Origin of the sequence: Fibrobacter sp., from assembly GCA_012523595.1 — a bacterium.
Classification (GTDB): Bacteria; Fibrobacterota; Chitinivibrionia; order Chitinivibrionales; family Chitinispirillaceae; genus JAAYIG01.
Window position 1 is genome coordinate 1 of sequence record JAAYIG010000012.1, and the last position, 21,434, is coordinate 21,434.

General features: G+C 46.5%; 17 protein-coding genes. 11 read left to right on the forward strand and 6 right to left on the reverse strand.

Going from position 1 to position 21,434, the window contains the following annotated elements; all coding sequences use genetic code 11:
- From GX089_00440 to GX089_00450, 3 genes are all read right to left on the reverse strand, one after another.
- A partial coding sequence (locus GX089_00440; GenBank protein ID NLP00938.1) for a radical SAM protein occupies nucleotides 1–1,253 on the reverse strand: 1,253 nt, incomplete at its 3' end.
- A 70-nt stretch (nucleotides 1,254–1,323) separates the two neighbouring features.
- On the reverse strand, nucleotides 1,324–1,716 hold the full coding sequence (locus tag GX089_00445; protein ID NLP00939.1) for a hypothetical protein: 393 nt from the start codon (nucleotides 1,714–1,716) through the stop codon (nucleotides 1,324–1,326).
- Complete coding sequence (locus GX089_00450) at nucleotides 1,713–3,998, reverse strand: MMPL family transporter (GenBank protein ID NLP00940.1); 2,286 nt, start codon at nucleotides 3,996–3,998, stop codon at nucleotides 1,713–1,715. Before GX089_00450 ends, GX089_00445 begins: the two co-directional genes overlap by 4 nt.
- A gap of 215 nt (nucleotides 3,999–4,213) precedes the next feature.
- On the opposite strand from GX089_00450, the gene GX089_00455 reads away from it, so the two are divergent.
- From GX089_00455 to GX089_00505, 11 genes are all read left to right on the forward strand, one after another.
- Nucleotides 4,214–5,527: a CapA family protein gene (locus GX089_00455; GenBank protein ID NLP00941.1), complete on the forward strand. Its 1,314-nt coding sequence runs from the start codon at nucleotides 4,214–4,216 to the stop codon at nucleotides 5,525–5,527.
- A gap of 106 nt (nucleotides 5,528–5,633) precedes the next feature.
- Nucleotides 5,634–6,110, forward strand: coding sequence for a bifunctional nuclease family protein (locus GX089_00460; protein ID NLP00942.1), 477 nt, complete (start codon nucleotides 5,634–5,636; stop codon nucleotides 6,108–6,110).
- Between the two features lie 3 nt (nucleotides 6,111–6,113).
- A complete protein-coding gene (locus GX089_00465; protein ID NLP00943.1) occupies nucleotides 6,114–7,892 on the forward strand; it encodes an ABC transporter substrate-binding protein in 1,779 nt (592 codons plus the stop codon).
- Nucleotides 7,893–8,044: 152 nt separating this feature from the next.
- Complete coding sequence (locus tag GX089_00470) at nucleotides 8,045–8,899, forward strand: ABC transporter permease (GenBank protein NLP00944.1); 855 nt, start codon at nucleotides 8,045–8,047, stop codon at nucleotides 8,897–8,899.
- Nucleotides 8,896–10,083 (forward strand): peptidoglycan DD-metalloendopeptidase family protein, encoded by a 1,188-nt coding sequence (locus GX089_00475; GenBank protein NLP00945.1) that lies wholly within the window; start codon nucleotides 8,896–8,898, stop codon nucleotides 10,081–10,083. The genes GX089_00470 and GX089_00475 overlap by 4 nt, the downstream gene beginning before the upstream one ends.
- The gene (locus GX089_00480; protein NLP00946.1) at nucleotides 10,084–11,205 is read left to right on the forward strand and encodes a hypothetical protein; all 1,122 of its coding nucleotides are present in this window, start codon (nucleotides 10,084–10,086) and stop codon (nucleotides 11,203–11,205) included.
- Entirely contained in the window at nucleotides 11,189–12,013 is an 825-nt protein-coding gene (locus GX089_00485) for a hypothetical protein (GenBank protein ID NLP00947.1), read from the forward strand. Before GX089_00480 ends, GX089_00485 begins: the two co-directional genes overlap by 17 nt.
- A complete protein-coding gene (gene metG / locus GX089_00490) occupies nucleotides 12,003–14,003 on the forward strand; it encodes a methionine--tRNA ligase (GenBank protein NLP00948.1) in 2,001 nt (666 codons plus the stop codon). Before GX089_00485 ends, metG begins: the two co-directional genes overlap by 11 nt.
- Complete coding sequence (recJ, locus tag GX089_00495) at nucleotides 14,000–15,715, forward strand: single-stranded-DNA-specific exonuclease RecJ (protein NLP00949.1); 1,716 nt, start codon at nucleotides 14,000–14,002, stop codon at nucleotides 15,713–15,715. The genes metG and recJ overlap by 4 nt, the downstream gene beginning before the upstream one ends.
- Nucleotides 15,712–17,079 (forward strand): argininosuccinate lyase, encoded by a 1,368-nt coding sequence (gene argH / locus GX089_00500; protein ID NLP00950.1) that lies wholly within the window; start codon nucleotides 15,712–15,714, stop codon nucleotides 17,077–17,079. The genes recJ and argH overlap by 4 nt, the downstream gene beginning before the upstream one ends.
- A gap of 63 nt (nucleotides 17,080–17,142) precedes the next feature.
- The gene (locus tag GX089_00505) at nucleotides 17,143–18,288 is read left to right on the forward strand and encodes a DegT/DnrJ/EryC1/StrS aminotransferase family protein (GenBank protein ID NLP00951.1); all 1,146 of its coding nucleotides are present in this window, start codon (nucleotides 17,143–17,145) and stop codon (nucleotides 18,286–18,288) included.
- Between the two features lie 6 nt (nucleotides 18,289–18,294).
- On the opposite strand, the gene GX089_00510 is transcribed toward GX089_00505, so the two are convergent.
- Genes GX089_00510 through GX089_00520 form a run of 3 tightly spaced genes read right to left on the reverse strand, consistent with a single transcriptional unit; the run spans nucleotide 18,295 to nucleotide 20,995 of the window.
- Nucleotides 18,295–18,849, reverse strand: coding sequence for a Fe-S-containing hydro-lyase (locus GX089_00510; protein NLP00952.1), 555 nt, complete (start codon nucleotides 18,847–18,849; stop codon nucleotides 18,295–18,297).
- An 8-nt stretch (nucleotides 18,850–18,857) separates the two neighbouring features.
- Nucleotides 18,858–19,706 (reverse strand): fumarate hydratase, encoded by an 849-nt coding sequence (locus GX089_00515; protein NLP00953.1) that lies wholly within the window; start codon nucleotides 19,704–19,706, stop codon nucleotides 18,858–18,860.
- Between the two features lie 11 nt (nucleotides 19,707–19,717).
- Entirely contained in the window at nucleotides 19,718–20,995 is a 1,278-nt protein-coding gene (locus GX089_00520; GenBank protein ID NLP00954.1) for a hypothetical protein, read from the reverse strand.
- Nucleotides 20,996–21,434 lie beyond the last annotated feature (439 nt).

Here is a 21,434-nt window from a genome sequence, read left to right on the forward strand (position 1 = left end):
AAGCTGCTCAGTGATTCTTCAAAATCAACTTTACTGAAGAACTCTCTCCAAAGCCTCACAAACCCATCCCTGAGCTGCTGCTCGGTTGTGTGTTTCGGCTTGAAAACTACATTGGCACAGTTGAATTTTTTCCAGTCTCTTTCGATAAAACGGTCTTCTGACTCGATCTGGTGCCAGAATGGGGTATTGGGGAAGGGGGTCGCGATGAAAAACTCGGCTGTTTTCACATTGGCCTTCTCGCAAAACTCCAGGATAAGATCGAACTGATCCTCCATGCAGGTGTCAAATCCTACCCCGAAGGAGCCAAAAAAACGGATTCCCCGGTCATCAAGCTGCTTGACAAGGTTGATGGTGCGCTGCCAGATTCCGGGATGACGGGCGTAGAAACGGGCACTGAAAGGATCACTCGCAAACACTGTATACATGCTTTTAGCACCGGCTGCCGCGATGGTATCCAGAAACTGAGGATCTGTATTCATCGCAGGGGAGCAGGATAAAAACATGTTTACCTTAAATTCTTTTATCCTCTCACAGAGATCCATCATGTAACGGGTGATTCTGGGACGGTTCAGCATCACCATGTCATCGGTTATATAAAACTCTTTTCCGGAAAGTGCCTTTATCTCCTGTACGACTTTCTCTATTGGACGCAGGCGGATTTTATCGCCCTGGTAAATTGGGACATTGCACCAGTCACATCCAAACGGACAGCCACGGGTAATTGATATAAGGGAGGCGTGCCAGTCGTATTTCTCCTCGATATCGAATATTCCCGGTTTTGGAGAGGCAATCTCTTCCGGTTGAGGAACACAGTCGGCTTTATATACCTTTTTCAGAGTTCCATTCCTGAAATCTTCGATTATGGTAAGCCAGATTGTGTCTGCCTCACCAACACACAAGGCATCACAGTGTTCTGCGGTATCATCCGGAGCCATTGACGGGTGCATCCCGCCCATCACTACCGTTTTGCCCCTTTTACGAAAGTTATCACCGATCTCGTATGCATAAGCTGCCTGGGGAGTGAAAAAACTTACTGCGATCAGATCCGCATCATCATCATAGTCAACCTGCTCTATATTCTGATCGATTACACGCCACTCTATATCATCGGGAAGCAGATTTATCAGAATCGGGATTCCCATTGCAGGGGGCATTCTGTAAGACCAGGTTGCCGCTATAGCCGGCATCTCTGCCAATTCAGGATAGGTTTCCAGAAATTTATCAAATTTAGGATAAACAAAAGTGATCTTCATCGAATTTTAAACCGGATAGTTTATTCAGGACCTGCCAGAAAATACTATTGGGACAGAGAATTTATTCTATTTATTTACTTTTTGTACCGGTTTCCGGACCTTTACATCTAACCATCGACATCCATTCTTTGGGATAATCTACTGAATCACCGTTTACGGTGAATAGCAGGGCCTGAGCTGAGATGGTATCTTTTCCAAGCCATTTGTACCTGTATTGCATCTTCATTTCCATGTCGTCATTTATCACTGTTGCCGTGAAGTTTGTATCGTTTCTTTTGTACATTCCGGTTCCGCTGACACTGGCATCAGCTCTGGAGGTGACAGAGAGAGAATCGTTCCCTGAAAATGTCAGTACAAGGCCATCTTCACCTACACACCATGTGCCCAGAATCGGATCTTTTCCGGCGGCGGTAAGAATTGCGGTTATTCCCAGAACCATCACAGCCACTCTTAACTGTTTCATAACATTTCCTTTCTAACTGACACAGATTTTCCGATGCCGAAATTAAGAAGCAGCAGGGAAAGAAACAGCATTGAAAAACCTGCGCTTATTATCATGGAAAGAAACACCAGTATTCCGAAATCACGGATAGGGGGGAAGCTTGAGAATATCAGCACGAGAAAACCGATTCCGACAACCAGGGTGTTAAAGAGTATAGGCGTTCCCTTGTTCTTTATGGCTGCTCTCAGCGCTTTCGCTCTGTCTCCGATTGATTTGTACTGGTAAATAAATGCAGAAGCGAAATGGATTGCGTAGTCTATTCCTATGCCGATACAGGTGTTCATGATTACAACTGTAACCATATTTATTGTTGCCCCAATCACCCCCATCGTGGCATAGACTGTGGCAGTTGCAAGTATTATTGGAATTATTGCAAAGGTACCCAGACGCATTGATCTGAAGAAAAGAATAAGACAGAGGAGAACAGGTATTACGGTAGAAATGAGACTGGAGACCTGAGTTTCTATCAAGACAGTACTCATTGATTCATTAAGAATCGCCGGCCCTGAAACCAGAATCGACCAGTTTTTATGGTTTTCCCTGATGTATTTCTCGATATTTTCTGCGATCAACAGTGCTTTGGTCTGCTCATCGCTGCGGCAGATCACGTTAAGACGGGTTTTCTGCCTCTCTCCTGAGAGGAAACCGCTGACAAGTGAAGAGTAGCTTTTGCCGAACATATTGCTTTTTGCTGTAAGGAGAGTTACTGCAGGTCTGGCAATACTGTCTCCTGTCAGCATCATGCTTATTCTGCTCAGAAGCGGAAGTACGGATGCGACATTACCGACCCCATCCTGCTTTTCAATAAAGTTCGTTATCTCACCAATCTCTTTCCACTGTTCGATTTCGGTCAGTTTTTTTCCATTATTCTCAAGTACAACTGAAAAAAAGCGTGTTCCGCCAAAATGTTTGCTTATGAAATCATCTGAGAGTCTCAGCATGTTGTTCTTAGGAAGCAACAGTATGGGGTTACTCTCCACCCTGACCATTCTGAACCCGAAATAGAACAGAATCAGCAGAACAGGAATAAGTGCCATCCACCCTTTGGATTCCAGTGCGAATCTGGAGAAAACATCCCAGAACTTATCAAGCTTCAGTTCATCTTTTGTCGGAGGAACACTGTTTTTTTTGCTCTTTTCAAATGAAATAAAAAGAGGAATCAATATAATATTGAATAGGAATGCCAACATTACAGCTATACCGGTAAAGATACCGAATACGCGAATCCAGGAGATCTCAGAGAACACAAAAGAGGCAAATCCGGCAAATGTCGTGGCAGCGGCCAGAAAACAGGGTTTCAACTGATCTCTGTAGGCAAGTCCGAGCGCTTTAAGGGTAGAACCGCAGGCTCTTCTGTGCTGTGTGTACGATTTGAGGATATGGATTGCGCCTGCAACTCCTATAGGAAACAGAATAATAGGAATGACCGATGTGACAACCGTAAAGGTCACATTCAGCATACCCATGATTCCAAATGTCCAGACAAGAGCTACTACATTAACTGCGAGCGCAACACTTACGTAGAGCAGTCTTCTGAAAATCCGGTAGAGAAGCAGAAATACTATGAGGAAACAGACTGGAAGCAGGATACTGAAATCTCTTGTCATTACCCTGGTTATAAAAAAGGATGTAGCTCCTTCGCTTGTCATGTAGCTTTTTATGTAGGGATTGCGGTTGATGCGTTCAAGAATCTTAAGCACTTCACCGACGATTGCGTTACGATCACCATCTGACTTGATCCCCAGGATCATTCCGAAGGTCGATTCGTCATCTGATATGAATATCTTTGCGAATTCGTGGTTTTCTCTTATCCTCTGACGAATCAGATCCTCGTCGAATTCTTTGTTTTTATTAACAAGATAATCACTCGATACCCCGAAGAAGCCTCCTTTTATCGGAATCTGAAGTGAATTGAGGCCGCTGACTCCTGAAATACCCTCTATTGCAGCAAATGCCGATGCCCACGAATTGAGAGAATCGATCTTTTCTCTCAGAGTTCCTGCTTTGAATTCGGCGAGAAAAAGAATGTTGTAAGGAGCCGGAAACTCCTTTTTCAGGTTAGTGTAATCTATCTGGGCTTTCAGATTTGGCGGGATTGCCTTGAATGTATCATTTTCAACATTAATTTTGGAGAGGAAATACCCGAAAAAAAGAGTGGATACTAAAACAATGACAATTGCAAGCGAGCGGAATCGCACTAACCCGTTAAGGAATCGTTCAATTATGGATGTAAATCTTGTCATGGAATGTTCAAATATAATTCATGTTCCCCGCGCACATCCTGCCCCGCGGAATGTTTTTTTTTTCTCTCTTCCTTAGCCACTGCTGACCAGCGTACCAGTTATATATTTAAAGTATGATCTCTGATCCGGAAAGGCCGGTCTTAACTGGCAAAGTGATATTTTTGTACTAAAACAGATAGAATTCAGGATTTCAAGGATATAGACGCAGAATAAAGATGATCACGCTCAGTATTCTGATAATCATTGCGCTGGTTTTGCCGCTTCTCTATGTTTACTCCCCTTATAAACGGCCGTTTCTGACAGAAAGTACCGTTTCCCTGAAAAAAACTCTGTTCTTTCGTCTCTACTATGCCTCCAAGTATCTCTCTCCGGTTAAAAAACCTTTCAGGGGGACAGAGCTGGAGCAGATTTTTACAAAAGATATGAGCCCTGATCCGGGGTGGACAGCTCTCCGCAATCTCCAACCTGTTGTGATAAAGGCTGTAGGGGATCTCATGTGCAGGAAGGATCTTACGGGAGAGGGTGGAAAGGGAATCTGGGATCAGATCGGGGCTGATGTATTCAGTGGTGATCTGAGAATAGCAAATATGGAATTTGCAGTAAACCCTGATTGTGTTATTGAGAATCTTCTGAGGTTTTCTGTCCCGGAGTTTTATGCCCTGCCGCTTCTGGGAGACAGCCGTTTTGGAAAATTTGATATTGTAAGTCTGGCCAATAATCATATTAACGACAGCCTCTCCGGAGGCATAATTTCTACCTGCGACTTCCTGGACAAAATGGAAATAGCTTATTCCGGTGCCTGCAGGACACCTGACGAGCGGGATCTTTTTCCAATTTTTAAGCGCGGGGGAATCAAAATAGCAGTGCTTTCGTATACATATTCCACAAATGGGATTGCCCTTGAGAGTCATTTTCAGCATGGAGTAAACAGGGTTAATTTCAATGCTTTGCAAGAGAGTGATTATGATTCTGCGGTGATTCACCGTCATGTCGAACTTGCTCGTTCCAGAGGTGCAGATTTTATCATAGCCTGCAATCACTGGGGAATTGAATTTGAGTACTATCCTCCTGAGAGAATTGTAAGGAGAGGACGGGAACTTCTGGATTCCGGAATCGACCTTATCATCGGTACCCACCCGCAAATTATCAATTTGTCGGAACGGTACAGGACAAAGGATGGACGTGAAGGTGTTATAATTTATTCACTGGGATCACTGACCTCTGCGGGGTTGAAATCTCCAGTTCAAAGAATGAGCCATCTGGCGGAAATGACACTGGAGACTGGCTATGGTACACAGGGAGAAAAGGTTGTAAGGCCTGGAAGTGTGAGGTTTACTCCGATTTTTCATTCAATGCGGCGAAAAGGCAGAATAATTGTTCATAAATTGCTCCCGGTTATTAAAACAGTAGAAAACCTTGAGAATGGAACGTCTGGCTGTGAACTCAGTCGAAGTGAAATCCGGATATTGCACAAGCTGTACAGGGAACACAGAAACCATTTCCGCCAGAATGGTTTTGAATACACTTGAGCGTTTTGCTGGCAAAAGTGACTAATCAAGTGTATTTTTCTAAAACACGGTGGAGTTCTAAAAAAACGTACGCATTTTAAAGGCTTCAGCAGGATAGGAGATAAATATGCTGGTTCAGGTTGAAATAGCGTCATTTGCAATGGATACCAGCCGTAATTCCCCTGTTATAATATTAAAGGAAGTCAGCGGAAAAAGAACGCTCCCGGTTCCGATCGGGCCACTTGAGGCAAGTGCTATTGCCATTGAATCTCTAAATGTTACTCCTGAAAAGCCTCTTACAATTGACCTGGTGAAAATTGTCCTTGAGCAAATGGGAGGTGCGCTTTCAAGGGTTGTTATTTACGATGTACAGGAACAATCGCTACTTTGCAGGCTTCAGGTCGCAAACGGCAGATCGGTACTCTTCATCGATTGCCGTCCATCCGATGCCATTGCACTGGCATTGCGCTGCGGCAGTCCTGTGTTTGTTCAGGATTCTGTGATGGAAAAGTTTGCACCTGAAAAAATGTCAGAGGCAGAGAAACTTAGAAATAACATTGCATCTATAGATACTACCGAATTCGGCAGATTTTTTTTGGAGTAGATCATGACAAAACTGTTTCTTAGTCTGACAATCTTTATTCTGCTGGCTGTACCGGAAAACTCCCGGGCTGCCACTGTTCTGGATAAAGCAACAGATTACTACAGGGCGGGGAACTACGATTCAACCATAACTGTTATTCGAAATCACCTCAAAAAGTACGGAAAAAGTAATGAGTCAGAAGAACTGGTGCCGCTTATCTCCGAGGCGCTTGTGAGAAAAGGTGATTATGAATCGGTGCACAGGCTCTTTTCCCTGTTCAGACAGAAATTTCCTCAGTCCCGTTTCATTCCCCGTTTATGGTATCTTGAGGGTGTGGCACTTGCCAGACAGGAAAGGTATTCCGGTTCGATCGCGGCATTTTCTGCATCTATAGCAGGCGGGGTATCACCCGTTCTGGATTCATTGACTCTTGCCAATACGGAGATTATCTGTCGTCAGTTGACTTCAGGAGAGATAAGTGAAATCGCTCAGATGTCGCTTAATCCCAGGCTGATGGAAATCATCCGGTATTATGAAATATCGGGTTATTACTCGATGGGGCAGTTCGCGAAAGTACAGAATCAGACAGAGGAATTCCGTAAATCTTTTCCCCGTTCAAGATTTGAACCGGCACTGAGGGATCTTGCTCTGAAGGCCAGAGAGAGGCAGCGGCAGACCCTGCAGATTGGAATACTCGCGCCGGTCTCAGGAGATGAGGCAGAAGTGGGTAAGAGAGTGGTTCAGGGTGCCCAGCTTGCCATCGAGCTTCTTAACAGACAAAATGGGATGAGTGTAAAGGATATCGTACTTGACACAAAGGGTAATATGGTGGAGACTGCCCGCCGCACCAGAGAGTTTCTGGAGGATCACAGGGTTCCTGTGATTGTCGGGCCGGTTCTGAGCCATACGGCGACTGTCTGCGCGGCAATGTCGGTCGGTAAACCGGTAGTGATGATCTCGCCATCAGCAACAGATGACGGTATCGCAGGCCTGGGCAGGAATATTTTTCAGATGAATGTGACCATGGGTGTTCTGGGTAGGAAGGTGGCGCGGTATGCCATGGATAATCTTAACATCAGAGAATTCGCCATCATGGCACCGCAGACTTCTTACGGCAGGCTGATGGTGGAAAGCTTCAAAGATGAACTCAGGAAAAAAAATATGGAGGTGGTTGCTGAGGAGTACTTTGAGGAGGGTGCCAATGATTTCGGCCCCCAGTTCATGAGACTGCGCTCAAAGCTTCTTTACCGTCACCTTGAAAAAGTCGCCCTTGACAGAGGACAGGATTTCAAAGGAAAAATTTCCAGGTCCGACAGCCTCAAATACATCGATTCTACACTGTCGGTTGGCGGTCTGTTTATTCCCGCTGATGTTGAAGATGTGGTGATGCTTGCTCCTCAGGCCATTTTTCACCGTATCCGCACTCAGATGCTGGGGTCCAATGGATGGCACAACCAGAAGACTATCCAGGATGGCAGGCAGTATGTGAGAAATACCATTATCTCTACAAGCTTTGATATTAATCAGAGCAGCAGTGAATGGCAGGAATTCAGAAATGCTTACAAGGCCAGATTCAACTCTGAACCGGATCGTGTTGCAGCACTGGGCTACGATGCAGCCTCTTTGGCGATGAAGGCGTTAAAGGAGGTTGGGGATGATCCGCAGAAACTTACTGAGATATTGCTCAGGAAACAGGAGTACAATGGACTCTCAGGTAAAGTGTCCTTTGATGAAAACAGCGGTACAAACAACGAAGCTGTTATCATGAAAATCTCAGAGAATGGATTTGTAAGAGTTCAGTGATCATTTTCAGGAATGCCAGGTCTGCTTTCCCCGGAATTATCCTTCGATTCTTATTCCAGGCTCAATAATTATTTTCTAGTAGGTTGTTATTTCTCGGTCGGATTTGTACTCTTAAAATCTGATCATCCTGGCTTTTATCTACCGGAAGAAAAATGGTAACTGTTTTTTATTTCTTGAAAGAAGCCGTGAGAGGGTTTTATCAGGCCAAACTGATGACCTTTGTGTCAATAGTTTCCATTGCTGCTTCTCTGTTTTTCATGAGCATTGTTGCACTGGGGCTGTTGAATATTCAGAATATCCTTAAGAAGACAAAGGACCAGCCTGAGATGGCGGTTTATATTTCCGATGCAATAAAGGAAGGCTCTCCAGAGATGGATTTGCTTATTGAGCAGATATCCGGGATGTCTGAGGTAAGGAATGTGGTTCTGATAACAAAAGATTCAGCCTGGAAGAGGTTCTCAGAGATTCACGGGCAGGAGATGCTGGAGTCTGTTGACCAGAATCCTCTTCCATCAACATTGGAGCTGTATCTCTCTGAGCGGCACAGATCCAGCATTGCCGCACAGGACCTGCAGCAGAAAATCCAGCTGATCGAGGGAGTGGAGAGTGTCAGATACTCCAGGGAATGGATAGATCTTATAGAGCGGTTCAGGTGGTATTTCTTCACAAGTGCAGCAGTGATCGCGCTTATAATGGCTTTTGTGCTCCATTTCATGATCTCAAACACGATAAAACTGACAATTTATGCACGTAAAGAACTGGTGCAGAACATGCATCTGGTTGGAGCTACCAAAACTTTTATAAATATGCCGTTTCTGCTGGAGGGGATGCTTCAGGGACTAATCGGAGGATTGATCTGTATTGCAGCCCTGTTCTTTGTTAAAGTGTCTTTGGTGCGAGTCACCCTTTTGTGGGGGCCTGAAAGTCTGCCTTTGATCATTCTGGCGATAGGGGTGTTTTTCGGTTGGATAGGAAGTCTCAGTGCTGTCCGAAAATTTCTGGCTTGACTGCTGTTTTCCTGGCAATCGGTTTTTTATCCGTTGCTTATGCGGAAGATGCCGATATATCCGCCTTTGACAGGGAGATCCGAAGCAGGTCGGGTGCTTTGGATTCTATCAGAAATGAGCTGGAGCGGGGAAGGGCTAAACTGAAGGTGCTTCAGAAAGAAGAGGGCAATTACCTGGAGCGGCTGGAACAGATCGAGAAAAATATCAGCGCATCACGAACGTATCTGAATGTAATGGAGCAGCGTATAGATTCGGTTGGACAGGTGATCGTTGCACTGCAGGATTCCCTTGTCACTGCGGAAAAACTCCTTGAAAAACGCCAGACTGCCATGAAAAAACGGCTCCGGCAGGCATACATGTCAGGCTCCCCTCATCCTTTGCTCCTGATATTGAACTCCAGAAGTCCGATGGATTTCATTCATCGTACAAGGTATATTGAGGAACTTAACAGGTATGACAGGGAACTTGTAAAGGAGATAACTGAGGCCAGGGAGAAGGTTGACCGCAGCAGAAAAGAACGGGAGCAGGAAAAGGAGAGGCTGGCAAAGCTTCTGGAAGTAAAGCAGGAGGAGCAGCAGGCATTTCTCAAGGAGGAATCGCTACGCAGGACCATGCTTGAGAGTGTCCGGTCAAAAAAGAAGGTTTTTACTGCCATGATTGCCGAGTTGGAGGCTGCACAGAGAGAGCTCAATACGATAATCAGGCAGCTTGAGCAGAAGAGGAAGAAGGCCGAACAAAAGAAGAAACAGCAGCAGAAAAGCAGCGTACTTGCTTTTGACAAAAAAAAGGGGAAGCTGCCCTGGCCTGTAAAGGGGCCGATTCTGGCAAAATACGGCAAAGTGGTCCATCCTGTGTATCAGACAGTTACAATGAATAACGGCCTTGACATAGGGGCAAAGATGGGGTCTCCGGTCAGTTGTGTGGCTTCAGGGACCGTGATCCATGTAGGATGGATGAGGGGGCTTGGGAGGCTTGTTATAGTGGATCATTCCGACGGGTATATTACTATTTATGCCCACCTCGATAAGATAAATGTTGATCTCGATCAGGAAGTAAGTCTGGGAACGGTTCTGGGTCATGTTGGAGATTCTGGATCTTTAGGCGGAGAGAAACTTCATTTCGAGATACGAAAATCCACCAGTTCACTCAATCCGATGGAATGGCTTGAAGGAGCAGGAAAATAAATGTCATCTATAATTTGGAGAAACCTTGCCGGGCAGGAGAGGGTGAAGGAATTTCTGGACTCCGCTTTTCAGAAGGGTACTCTGGGGCATGCTTTTCTTTTCTGCGGTGAAAGAGGGACCGGAAAATTCGCTGCCGGTATTGATCTTGTGATGTCGCTTTTATGCACCTCCAGTGAAAACCGCCCTTGCTGGGAGTGTGAATCCTGTCGCAAGATACGCAACTATGCTCATCCCGATTTTCACGCGCTGATGCCTGTTGTTTTGCAGAAAGAGCATCGCTCGGACGGAAAGCTCAGTGATGCCGGATGGCAGCATATTTCAAAGAGTGTCAAAGACAGGGTTGACAATCCGTATGCTCCGCGCGATTCCTCAGGAATTCCCTCGATATCTCTGGAATGGCTAAAGGAGATTAATCATGCTGTAATGCGAGGACCTTTGGAGGGTGACAGGAATGCAGTGATCATAGACGGGGTCGATCTGATGAAAAAGGAATCTGCCAATGCCATGCTCAAGACCCTTGAGGAACCGCCAGCTGGTTCAACATTGATTTTAATGACCGAGCGGATTCATGCTGTTTTACCAACTATCATATCGCGCTGTCAGATTGTGAGATTTTCTTTTCTGCCGCCGGAGATTATAAGATCTGAACTGATTTCCCGTTATGGTATTGATTCTGATGATCCACGGCTTGAGACAGTAATTTACACCGGGTCGATTGGAGAGGCGATTAATCTCTGGGAGAATCCTCAGGATGAGATAACTGCTGAGGCGATGGAATTCTGGAAATACTGCTGTGCGCAGGATTGGAATTCGGTAGCCCGGATGATTGACAGGATCGATCAGGCTGACAATTTCGGGAACTGTGAAGGCATGTTCCTTCAATTGATGAATCATATCAGAAGCTCTTTTTTCCGGAAGCTCAATGGTACTGAAAACTATATTATGAGCCGGGGAATTCCAGCCCTGGATCTGAAGAACGCTGATACTCCGGAAGGGATGGAGAAGCTGGTTCTGGAATGCGAGAAAGCTTTAGGGCAGATACGTGTCAGGGTCAGTGTTTCACTTGTACTTGTAAATTTCGCAATTTCTGTAATGGAGATATTGAATGGCAAAAAACAGTAAGCTGGTCGAGGTTGTATTCAAGGGGGAACGCCGTGCTATCTACCGCGACCGTAATGACCTTGAAATTGCTGAGGGAGAGTATGTCATAGTTGAAGCTGAGCGGGGTCAGGATCTCGGGAAAGCATCATTAGTAGGCTCTCTTGTCAGGCTGAAGCGGGGTAAGGGCGAAACCAGGAGTATTATTAGAAAAGCCGTTGAACATGATCTCGAAATAATGGAGAAGAATAAGGAAAAAGAAAAAAGCGCATTCAAGACCTGTAAGGAAAAGATCAAAGAATACAAGCTGGATATGAAGCTTGTCGATGTAGAGATTCAATTCGACGGAAGCAAGATCACCTTCTATTTCACTGCTGCGCAGCGTGTCGATTTCAGGGAGCTTGTCAAGGATCTGGCATCTATTTACCGTACAAGAATCGAACTTCGTCAGATAGGTGTCAGGGATGAATCAAAGAGGATCAGCGGCTATGGAATCTGCGGAAGGAAACAGTGCTGCAGCGCATTTCTGGTTGAGTTTGAGCAGATCACTACCCAGATGGCCAAAGATCAGCAGCTTGCACTTAACCCATCCAAGATCTCCGGAAACTGCGGGCGTCTCCTCTGCTGTCTGCGCTACGAGGATGAGGCTTATCTTGAGATTTTCAGGAAATTTCCACCTCTGGGCAGCCGCATCACTCTGAACGGTAAGAGAGGTATTCTAAATTACATCAACATATTCCAGAATAAAGGGTTGTTACATTATGAAGACGGGGGGCAGGAATGGTTGACTCCCGAAGAACTGAAGAAAGGAACAGTGGAAAATGTCACCTGAAGACAATTCAGGAGAAAAGCGGTTTCTGGTTACAAGTGCATTACCTTATGCAAACAATGATATTCATCTGGGACATCTGCTTGAAGCTGTTCAGACAGATGTTTTTGTGCGATATCAAAAGCTCCTGGGCAACCAGGCAGTTTATATCTGTGCGGATGATACCCATGGTACCCCGATTGAACTCTCCGCCATAAAAAGAGGAATCACCCCTGAGCAGCTTGTCGATGAGGCCAGAAAAGGTCATCTGAGGGACTACACCGGTTTTAACATCTCTTTTGATATATTCTATACAACCAATTCCGAAGAAAACAGACACTATGCTGAATTGATTTACGATAATCTCCGGAAAAACGGGCTGATCGTTGAACGGGAACTCGATCAGTATTACTGCAAAAAAGACAAGCGTTTCCTTCCGGATCGCTTTATTATGGGGATTTGCCCAAAATGTAAATCACCAAATCAATACGGTGATGTCTGTGAAGCCTGCGGGGCTACATACGAACCCACAGAACTGTGTGAACCACGCTGTTTTATCTGCGGAGAAGTACCGGTACTGAAAAAATCGAGTCACTTCTATGTACAGCTTTCCAAATGCGAGAGCTTTCTGAGAGATTTTATCAGCAAAGATGTGCTGCAGGAGGATATGCGCAATTTTGTCAAATCGTGGATAAATGATTTGAGAGAATGGTGCATTTCCCGTGACGGGCCTTATTTCGGGTTTAAAATCCCGGGCACAGAAGACAAATATTTCTACGTGTGGCTCGATGCTCCTGTGGGTTATATCTCATCTACCGAAAAGTGGTGCAAAGATACAGGACAGAGGCTTGAGGACTACTGGGGGCATGGGAGCGGAACGGAAATAGTTCATTTCATAGGTAAAGATATAGTCTATTTTCATGCGCTGTTCTGGCCTGTCATGCTTACAAACTCCGGCTTCAATCTTCCATCCAGAATAATGGTCCATGGCTTTCTCAATATAAACGGTGAGAAAATGTCCAAATCAAGAGGGACTTTTATTCTTGCCAGGGAGTTCCTTGACAAGGTAAAACATCCTCAGGCCCCTGAATACCTTAGATTCTATTTCGGCTCCAAACTCATGCCAAATACTGCCGATATAGATCTCAATGGTGATGAACTGATAAATAAAGTCAACACAACTCTCGCTAACAATATCGGAAACCTTCACCACAGGACATTCGTTTTCTGCGACAGGTATTTCGAAAAGAGAGTCCCTGATGTGCACTGGGATGAAGCTGTGGCAACGATAGTGGATGAGGCTGCAAACGAGATCAGTGGATACTACGATCGTTGTGAGTTCAAATCGGTTGTGGAGAAGGTTCACGCACTGGGAAGTCTTGGAAACAAGTATTACCAGGACAGCAAGCCATGGGAGCTTATAAAGACCTCCAAAGAAAAAGCCGCAGAGGTGATGGTGACATGTGTCAATCTGATCAAAGCCATAGCGGTTTTCCTCAAGCCGATTACTCCTGAAATGTCAGCAAGAGTGGAGAGACAGCTTGGGGAGGTTTTCAGTTGGAAAGATTACCGGTTTTCTATCAAAAATAAACCACTCGATGCAACCGAAAAGCTCGTGAAACCTCTGGAGACAGAAGACATCGCACCGCTTTTTACTGCAGTAGTCAAAAAGGAACAGAATGAGCAGGGACTTATCGACATAGATCAGTTTAAAAGCCTTGACCTGAGAATTGCTGTAGTCAAGAGTGCCGAGAAAGTGGAAAAATCGAATAAACTTCTGAAACTTCAGGTGGAAATAGGCAACGAAAAGCGGCAGATCGTAGCTGGTCTGGCACAGCATTATTCTCCTGAGCAGCTTACAGGACGGCAGGTAGTGGTTGTTGCCAATCTGAAACCGGCGTCCCTTTTCGGTCTGAAGTCCGAAGGGATGCTTCTTGCGGCCAGAAATACGGATGGGTCGCTTGTGATTCTGCAACCGGAAAAAGAAGCTGTGTCAGGAGCAAAGGTTTCATGACCTGGCTGGCAACGCCAAGAGAACGGGTTACAGTCAAAACGGTCGATTCAGAAATTGTCAACCGGCTGAAAACAGAACTGAACGTCTCTGATGCCATTGCTGCAATTCTGGCGGGTAGAAAACTTGAAACTTTCGAAGCCTGCAAGGCTTTCTTCCGCCCGGACATGACCCATTTTCATGACCCATTCCTTTTCAGGCAGATGGATGTCTCTGTAAAGAGAATACTGCGGGGTATTGAACAGAAAGAGAAAATCGCTGTCTATGGTGACTACGATGTCGATGGGATCACGGCGACTGCGATTCTTATAAGAGTACTGCGTACCCTTGGGGCCGACTGTTTCTATTTTCTTCCGAACAGATTGACTGATGGTTACGGAGTTTCCAGATCAGGAATAGAGCGCATTGCCGCTTCCGGAACAAAGCTTATCATCTCTGTTGATTGTGGCATTACAGCGGCAAAGGAGGTCGAGGCCGCAAAAAAGCATGGCATTGACATGATTATCACCGATCACCATGAACCCGGAAAAAGCACTCCTCCTGCTTTTGCCATTCTCAATCCTAAAATAGAGGGCTGCGGGTATCCCGATCCTGTGCTTGCAGGCGTGGGGGTAGCTCTTAAGCTCTGTCAGGGCCTGGCTGCTGCTACCGGAAGAGGAGAGGAACTGTGGGGACCATATCTGGATCTGGCAGCACTGGGGACTGCAGCCGATATTGTACCTCTTACAGGGGAAAACCGGGTGATTGCCAGTCTGGGTTTCAGGATGATGCAGGAAACGAGGAATGAAGGACTTAAGGCTCTTATCGCACAACAGGGACTTGCCGGGAAGAAAATCTCCACCTCTCAGGTTGTATTTGGTCTGGCTCCGAGTATTAATGCTGCGGGGCGGCTCGGAGATCCGACAATCGGGGCTGAGTTGCTGCTTACTGATAACCCTGATCACGCATCTCATTTTGCTGCTGAACTCCGTGGGGCTAATCTGCAGAGGCGGGCGCTTGACACCAGTGTAGCTGAGGAAGCAGCCGACTGGGTTATGAACAATTGCGACCCGGAGAAAGACTTCGCGCTTGTCATTGGGAGCGAGTCCTGGCACGCCGGAGTAATAGGTATAGTGGCATCGAAGATGGTGGAAAAATTCTATCGCCCTGCTGTGCTTCTGTCCATTGGTCCTGACGGTAGTGCCAAGGGGTCGGGAAGGAGCATTCCCGGACTTCATTTGTTGAATGCACTGAATGCCTGCTCGGATCTTCTGGATGGATTCGGAGGACACTCTGCGGCAGCGGGACTCAGTATTAAAAGTCAAAACATCGATGCATTCAGAGAAAGATTCAACCAGGTGGTAGGCTCGCTTATCAGTCCTCAGGACCTGGTACCCTCGGTAGTAGCCGATGCTGAGGTCAATCTCCCTCAGATTTCTCAGAAATTTTATCGCATCGTAAAGCAGATGGAGCCCTTTGGCCCCGGTAACATGCGGCCGGTTCTTTTCTGCCGTGACTTGAAACACAAATACCCTCCCAGAATAGTCGGCAGTAATCATCTCAAGCTGGCTGTGAACGGCGGGGGAGTAGTGATGGATGCTATAGGTTTCAATTTCGGTGACAGGATTAACGATTTACGCGGGGCAGAAACCATCTCACTTGCGTTTTCTCTCGATGAAAATGAGTGGGATGGAAAATGCTGCCTGCAGATGAAACTGAAGGGAATTTCACTATGAAAATGTGGGATGGACGGTTCAGCAAGGCATCTGACAAACTGATGGAACAATTCCATAACTCTCTTCCTTTTGACCGTGCACTTATAGAGGAAGACATAACAGGGAGTATCGCCTGGGCTAAAGCACTGGCCGGCACAGGAATTTTCAGTTTAAAAGAGCTTGAGCAGGTAAGGACTGCACTGGAGAGTATTCTTGAGGATTACCGCAACGGAAAGATCGAATTTCTGCCGCAGGATGAAGATATTCACATGGCTGTGGAGAGAGTCCTTATCGAACGTATAGGAGACCTGGGAGCCAGGCTTCATACCGGACGCTCCCGTAATGACCAGGTTGCTACTGATACCAGACTTTACACGAAAAAAGCGATAGAGCAGATAATCGAGGCTGTTTCTGATCTGCAGAAATCATTGCTTGGACGTGCGGAAAAAGATGCCGATATAATTATGCCCGGGTTCACACATCTTCAACAGGCACAGCCCATACTTCTGGCCCATTACTGGCTTTCCCTTTTTTTCCTTCTGGAGCGTGAAAAAAGCCGTCTCCATCATGCCAGACTCTCAACCGATATTATGCCCCTTGGTTCCGGTGCGCTGGCCGGAAGCGGGTTTAATGTAGACAGGGAAAAACTGGCTGAGGACCTGGATTTCTCGACTGCATCTCAGAACAGTATTGACGCGGTGTCATCGAGAGACTTTCTCCTTGAAACCCTTTCGTCAATTGCCTCCCTTTCCATTCATCTCAGCCGTTATGCCGAAGATCTGATTATCTGGTCATCGAGGGAGTTCGGATTTGTGGAACTCGATGATGCCTGGTCGACCGGGTCAAGCATGATGCCTCAGAAGAAAAACCCCGATTCTCTCGAACTGATAAGAGGGAAAAGCGGGAGGTTTATAGGAAATTACACGAGATTCGCAACTACTCTCAAGGGGGTAGGATTGACATATTATAAGGATCTTCAGGAGGATAAAGAACCGCTTTTTGACAGTGTAAATCAGATCCTTCTTGTATTGAATGTAATGTCTCAGGTGATCGCAACTCTCTCTATAAGGAGAGAAAGGATGAAAGGTGACCTCGATCCTTTTCTGCTGGCAACCGAACTTGCCGATTATCTTGCACGCAAAGGAATGCCTTTCAGACAGGCTCACAAGGTTGTGGGCAGAATAGTCGCTTTCTGTGTAGAGAGCGGGTCTCCGCTGACTACGCTGTCTCTGGAAAAACTCAGGACTTTCTCCGATCTCTTTGAAGATGACGTGACAGAGGTATTCTCCTTTGAGGGATCTATCAGCAGACGTCTTGTGGCAGGAGGAACGGGCAGGGAAAGTGTATGCCGTCAGATTGAGACTGCCCGTAAATTGCTGTCCTGAGAAGACAGATTGGAAAATGTAAATCGGGAAAAAAGGAATCAGTTTTTTTCCCGGGAAGGCCGCATGCGTAATAAATTTCTGGTTTTCGGGAGTCCCTGCATTGGTCAGGAGGAGATAGACGAGGTAGTTGACACAATGCGCTCGGGGTGGCTTGGGACAGGCCCCAAGACCCATCGGCTGGAGAAGGAATTCGCCGAATACATCGGGATGAGCAGTTGTGTGGCGGTCAACTCCTGCACTGCTGCCCTTCATCTCTCGATGCTTGCTGCCGGAATCGGACCCGGTGATGAGGTGATAGTTCCTGATATCACTTTCTGTGCCACAGCCAACGCTGTGATCCATGCCGGGGCTCGTCCTGTTTTCGCGGATATCAGTATTCCTGAAATGACCATATCACCTGATGAAATAAGAAGGCTTATCACTCCAAGAACAAAAGCTGTCATTCCTGTTCATCTATACGGTAATCTGGCTGACATGGATTCGATACGGAAAATTGCCGATGAGCATGGTCTTATCATTATCGATGATGCTGCGCATGCAATCGAGGCTGTTTACAAAAACAAAAAGATGGGGCATCTTGGGGATATCACCTGCTTCAGTTTTTACATCACCAAAAACATGACCACTGTCGAAGGCGGCATGGTGACATCGGAAAACCAGGAGTTGCTCGATAAAATTAAAGTCTACGCCCTGCACGGGATGTCCAAAGACGCCTGGTCGCGTTTTTCAGACAAAGGATACAAACATTACCAGGTGATAATGCCTGGTTTCAAATACAACATGACCGATCTGCAGGCTTCGATCGGACTGCATCAGCTCAGGAAACTGGAGAGTAATCTGGTCAGGCGAAGGGAGATCTGGAAAATCTATGATGAGGAACTCAGGGAACTTCCGGTCGAACTTCCGGTAATAGATGAGGCGGAGAAAAGACATGCACGCCATCTTTACACCCTCAGGGTGAAAAAGGAATCTCCGCTTGACAGAGATCAGTTGATACAGGCGCTTTACGAAAAAAATGTCGGTACCGGTGTGCATTACACTGCACTTCATCTGCACCCGTATTACAGCCAGACATACAATTATAAACGGGGTGATTTTCCTGTTTCTGAACTGGTGGGGGATACCACACTTTCGATTCCGCTGTCGGCTGCTTTGACAGATGATGATGTGGCGGATGTGGTGAAAGCTGTCAGGGAGTGTCTGCAGTAGCGGCTTTTACCCGCTGTTTCTGAACCTGCGGGGCCCTTCCAGGTAAAGGTTGTTCCCGAAGCAGTCGATCGCAACTATGAGAGGAAAATCCCTGATTCCCAGTTTGTAAATAGCTTCCGGACCAAGATCGCTGTAGGCCACAGTTTCCGCTGCTTCTATGTGTTCTGCAAGCAGAGCCCCTGCACCTCCTGCTGCCGCGAAATAAACACAGCAGTTTTCCCCCATCGACCTTATGACATCATCACTTCTGCTTCCCTTGCCGATCATCCCTTTAAGCCCGGTTGAGGAGAGAAGCTGAGGGGTGTATTTGTCCATCCGGGAACTGGTTGTCGGACCGGCACTTCCAATCACCCTGCCTGGTCTGGATGGAGTGGGACCGGTATAATAGAGGATCTGCCCGGACAGGTCAAGGGGGAGACTCTCTTTTCTATCCAGAAGGGAGATAAGCCGCTTATGTGCTGCATCCCTGGCAGTGTATATTGTTCCGCTCAGAAGCACCTCCTCGCCGGCTCTCAGGGAGCGGACATTCTCATCGGTAAGCGGGGTGGTGATTTTTTTCATGAGAAATCCTATAGAACAAATGTTGCTTTACGTGCTGAGTGACAGTTAAGGTTGACAGCTACAGGCATCGATGCCAGGTGGCAGGGGAAGGTCTCGATATGCACGGCCAGTGCGGTTATCCTGCCTCCAAGACCCTGGGGGCCGATACCGGAATTGTTTATTTTTGTCAAAATCTCCTGTTCCATCTCTGCATAGCGGGAGTCGGGGTTTGGCGATCCAATGGGCCTTAGAAGTGCTTTCTTGGCTAAGAAAGCAGCTTTATCCGCAGTTCCGCCCAGTCCCACTCCTGCAACGACCGGAGGACAGGGATTCCCCCCGGCTTTGATGATTGTGGAGACAGTGAAATCAATAACACCTTCTCTGCCGTCAGAAGGCTTCAGCATCGCCAGCGCGCTCATGTTTTCTGAACCGCCGCCTTTGGGAAGGAGAGTGACGGTGAGGGAGTCTCCATTGACTACGTCAAGGTGAATCAGAGCAGGTGTGTTGTCACCTGTGTTGACCCGCTCAAAAAGAGGGTCCTTGACTATTGATTTCCTGAGGCATCCCTCCCTGTAGCCTGCTCTTACGCCCTCATTTATCGCATCCGGGAGAATTCCTCCCTCGATTGAAACCCCTGATCCCAGGCTGACAAAGAAAATTGCAGAGCCGGTGTCCTGACAAAGCGGTAATGATTCCGACCTTGCCAGTGCTGCATTTTTCAGACACTGTTCAAGAAATGATTTTCCGGCAGTGGATTCCTCTCTGGATAAGGACTGCTCAAGTGCGGTCAGAGTGTCACAGGGGAGAAAGAATGCCGCCTGAAGGCAGAGTTTTTTCACTTCCGCCACGATGGTACTGTATTGAATCACCTTTGACATAAAAACCTGTTTCAGTGGCTGTTTATGGTTTCTGAAAGTCTCTCCAGCCTCCCGCGATATTCCGTCAGGTCAATTTGAATTCGTGCCACGCCTGTTTCTATTGCTGCTTTGGCAACTGCAAGACTCTCCTCGACAAGAACTCTCGGGTCCATCGGCTTTGGAATAATATACTCAGGCCCGAAGGAGAGTGACTCCAGCCCGTAGGCATCCAGAACTATCCGGGGAATATTGCCCTGCTTTGCAAGTGATGCGAGTGCGTGCGTGGCCGCAATTTTCATCTCTTCGTTTATTGTCGATGCCCGCACATCGAGAGCGCCTCTGAAGATGAATGGAAAACCAAGGACATTGTTCACCTGATTTGGATAATCGGAACGCCCGGTAGCCATAATCAGGTCATCCCTGACACTTTTGGCCTCATTGTAGCCTATCTCCGGATCGGGGTTGGCCATGGCGAAGATTATCGGACGATCAGCCATACTTTTGACCATCTCCGGTTTAAGAAGTCCACCTGTGCTTAAACCTGCAAACAGATCTGCTCCTTCCATTGCCTCTGAGAGGGTTCTTTTTGAGGTTTCAACTGCAAATGCCTCCTTAAACCCGTTCATCCCCTCTTTTCTTCCCTTGTAAACAACTCCCTTGCTGTCAACCAGGAGAATGTTTTTGCGGTTTACACCCAGAGCTGCATAGAGATTTGCGCAGGAGATTGCGGCTGCTCCGGCTCCGGAAAAGACCACTTTCATTTCTGAAAGCTTTTTTCCCTGCAGCTCGGCGGCATTTAGAAGTGCAGCTCCGGAGATAATAGCTGTTCCGTGCTGATCATCATGGAAAACCGGAATAGACATCCGCTTTTTCAGCTCCTCTTCGATGTAAAAGCATTCCGGAGCCTTGATATCCTCGAGGTTTATTCCACCGAAAGTCGGTTCCAGACACTCTATTATCCTGACTATTTCCTGCGGATCTTTAGAGTTTATTTCCAGATCGAACACATCTATATCTGCAAACCTTTTAAACAGTATCCCTTTACCCTCCATGACCGGCTTACCGGCCAGGGGGCCGATGTCACCCAGACCCAGGACAGCGGTGCCGTTGGAGATCACTGCGACCAGGTTCCCTTTTATCGTGTAACGATAGGCATCATCGGGATTTTTCTGGATCTCCCGGCATGGTTCGGCCACTCCCGGAGTGTATGCCAGAGAGAGGTCTTTCTGAGTTTTGCAGGGTTTGGTGGCTATTACCTCTATCTTTCCCCTGCGACCCGATTCATGGTATTTCAGCGCTTCCTGTTTCATTGGTTTTTTCCTTGTGTAGAAGAGAGAGAAAAGATTATAAAAATAGATTTTTTGCCTCGCTGATCCAAGGTGGGGAGAGCAATATCGGGATAAGTGCTGATAATGTGAATATGGGTGAAAATGATATTGGTAGCGTATGGTGAATTAATAGACTTTCCTATTTTTTCTGTGATATGTTTATGCTCGATGGCTTTGGATATTCCAACCTGCCACAGCTTAAATGGGTAAAACAAATAACTTCTGCTATTATACCTGATTTCATTATTGACTTTTCAGAAGAACGGTTCTGACGGGGTTTATGTTTTAAGACTGACATTTGATGGGGTTTATTCCGGTAGTATAATTTGTAAATAAACAAAAGTTGATATGTCTTTTCATAAGACAAACCTGAAGGAATGTTAGTGACTAAAAATTAACCAGGGTAAGTCCTTAAACAATT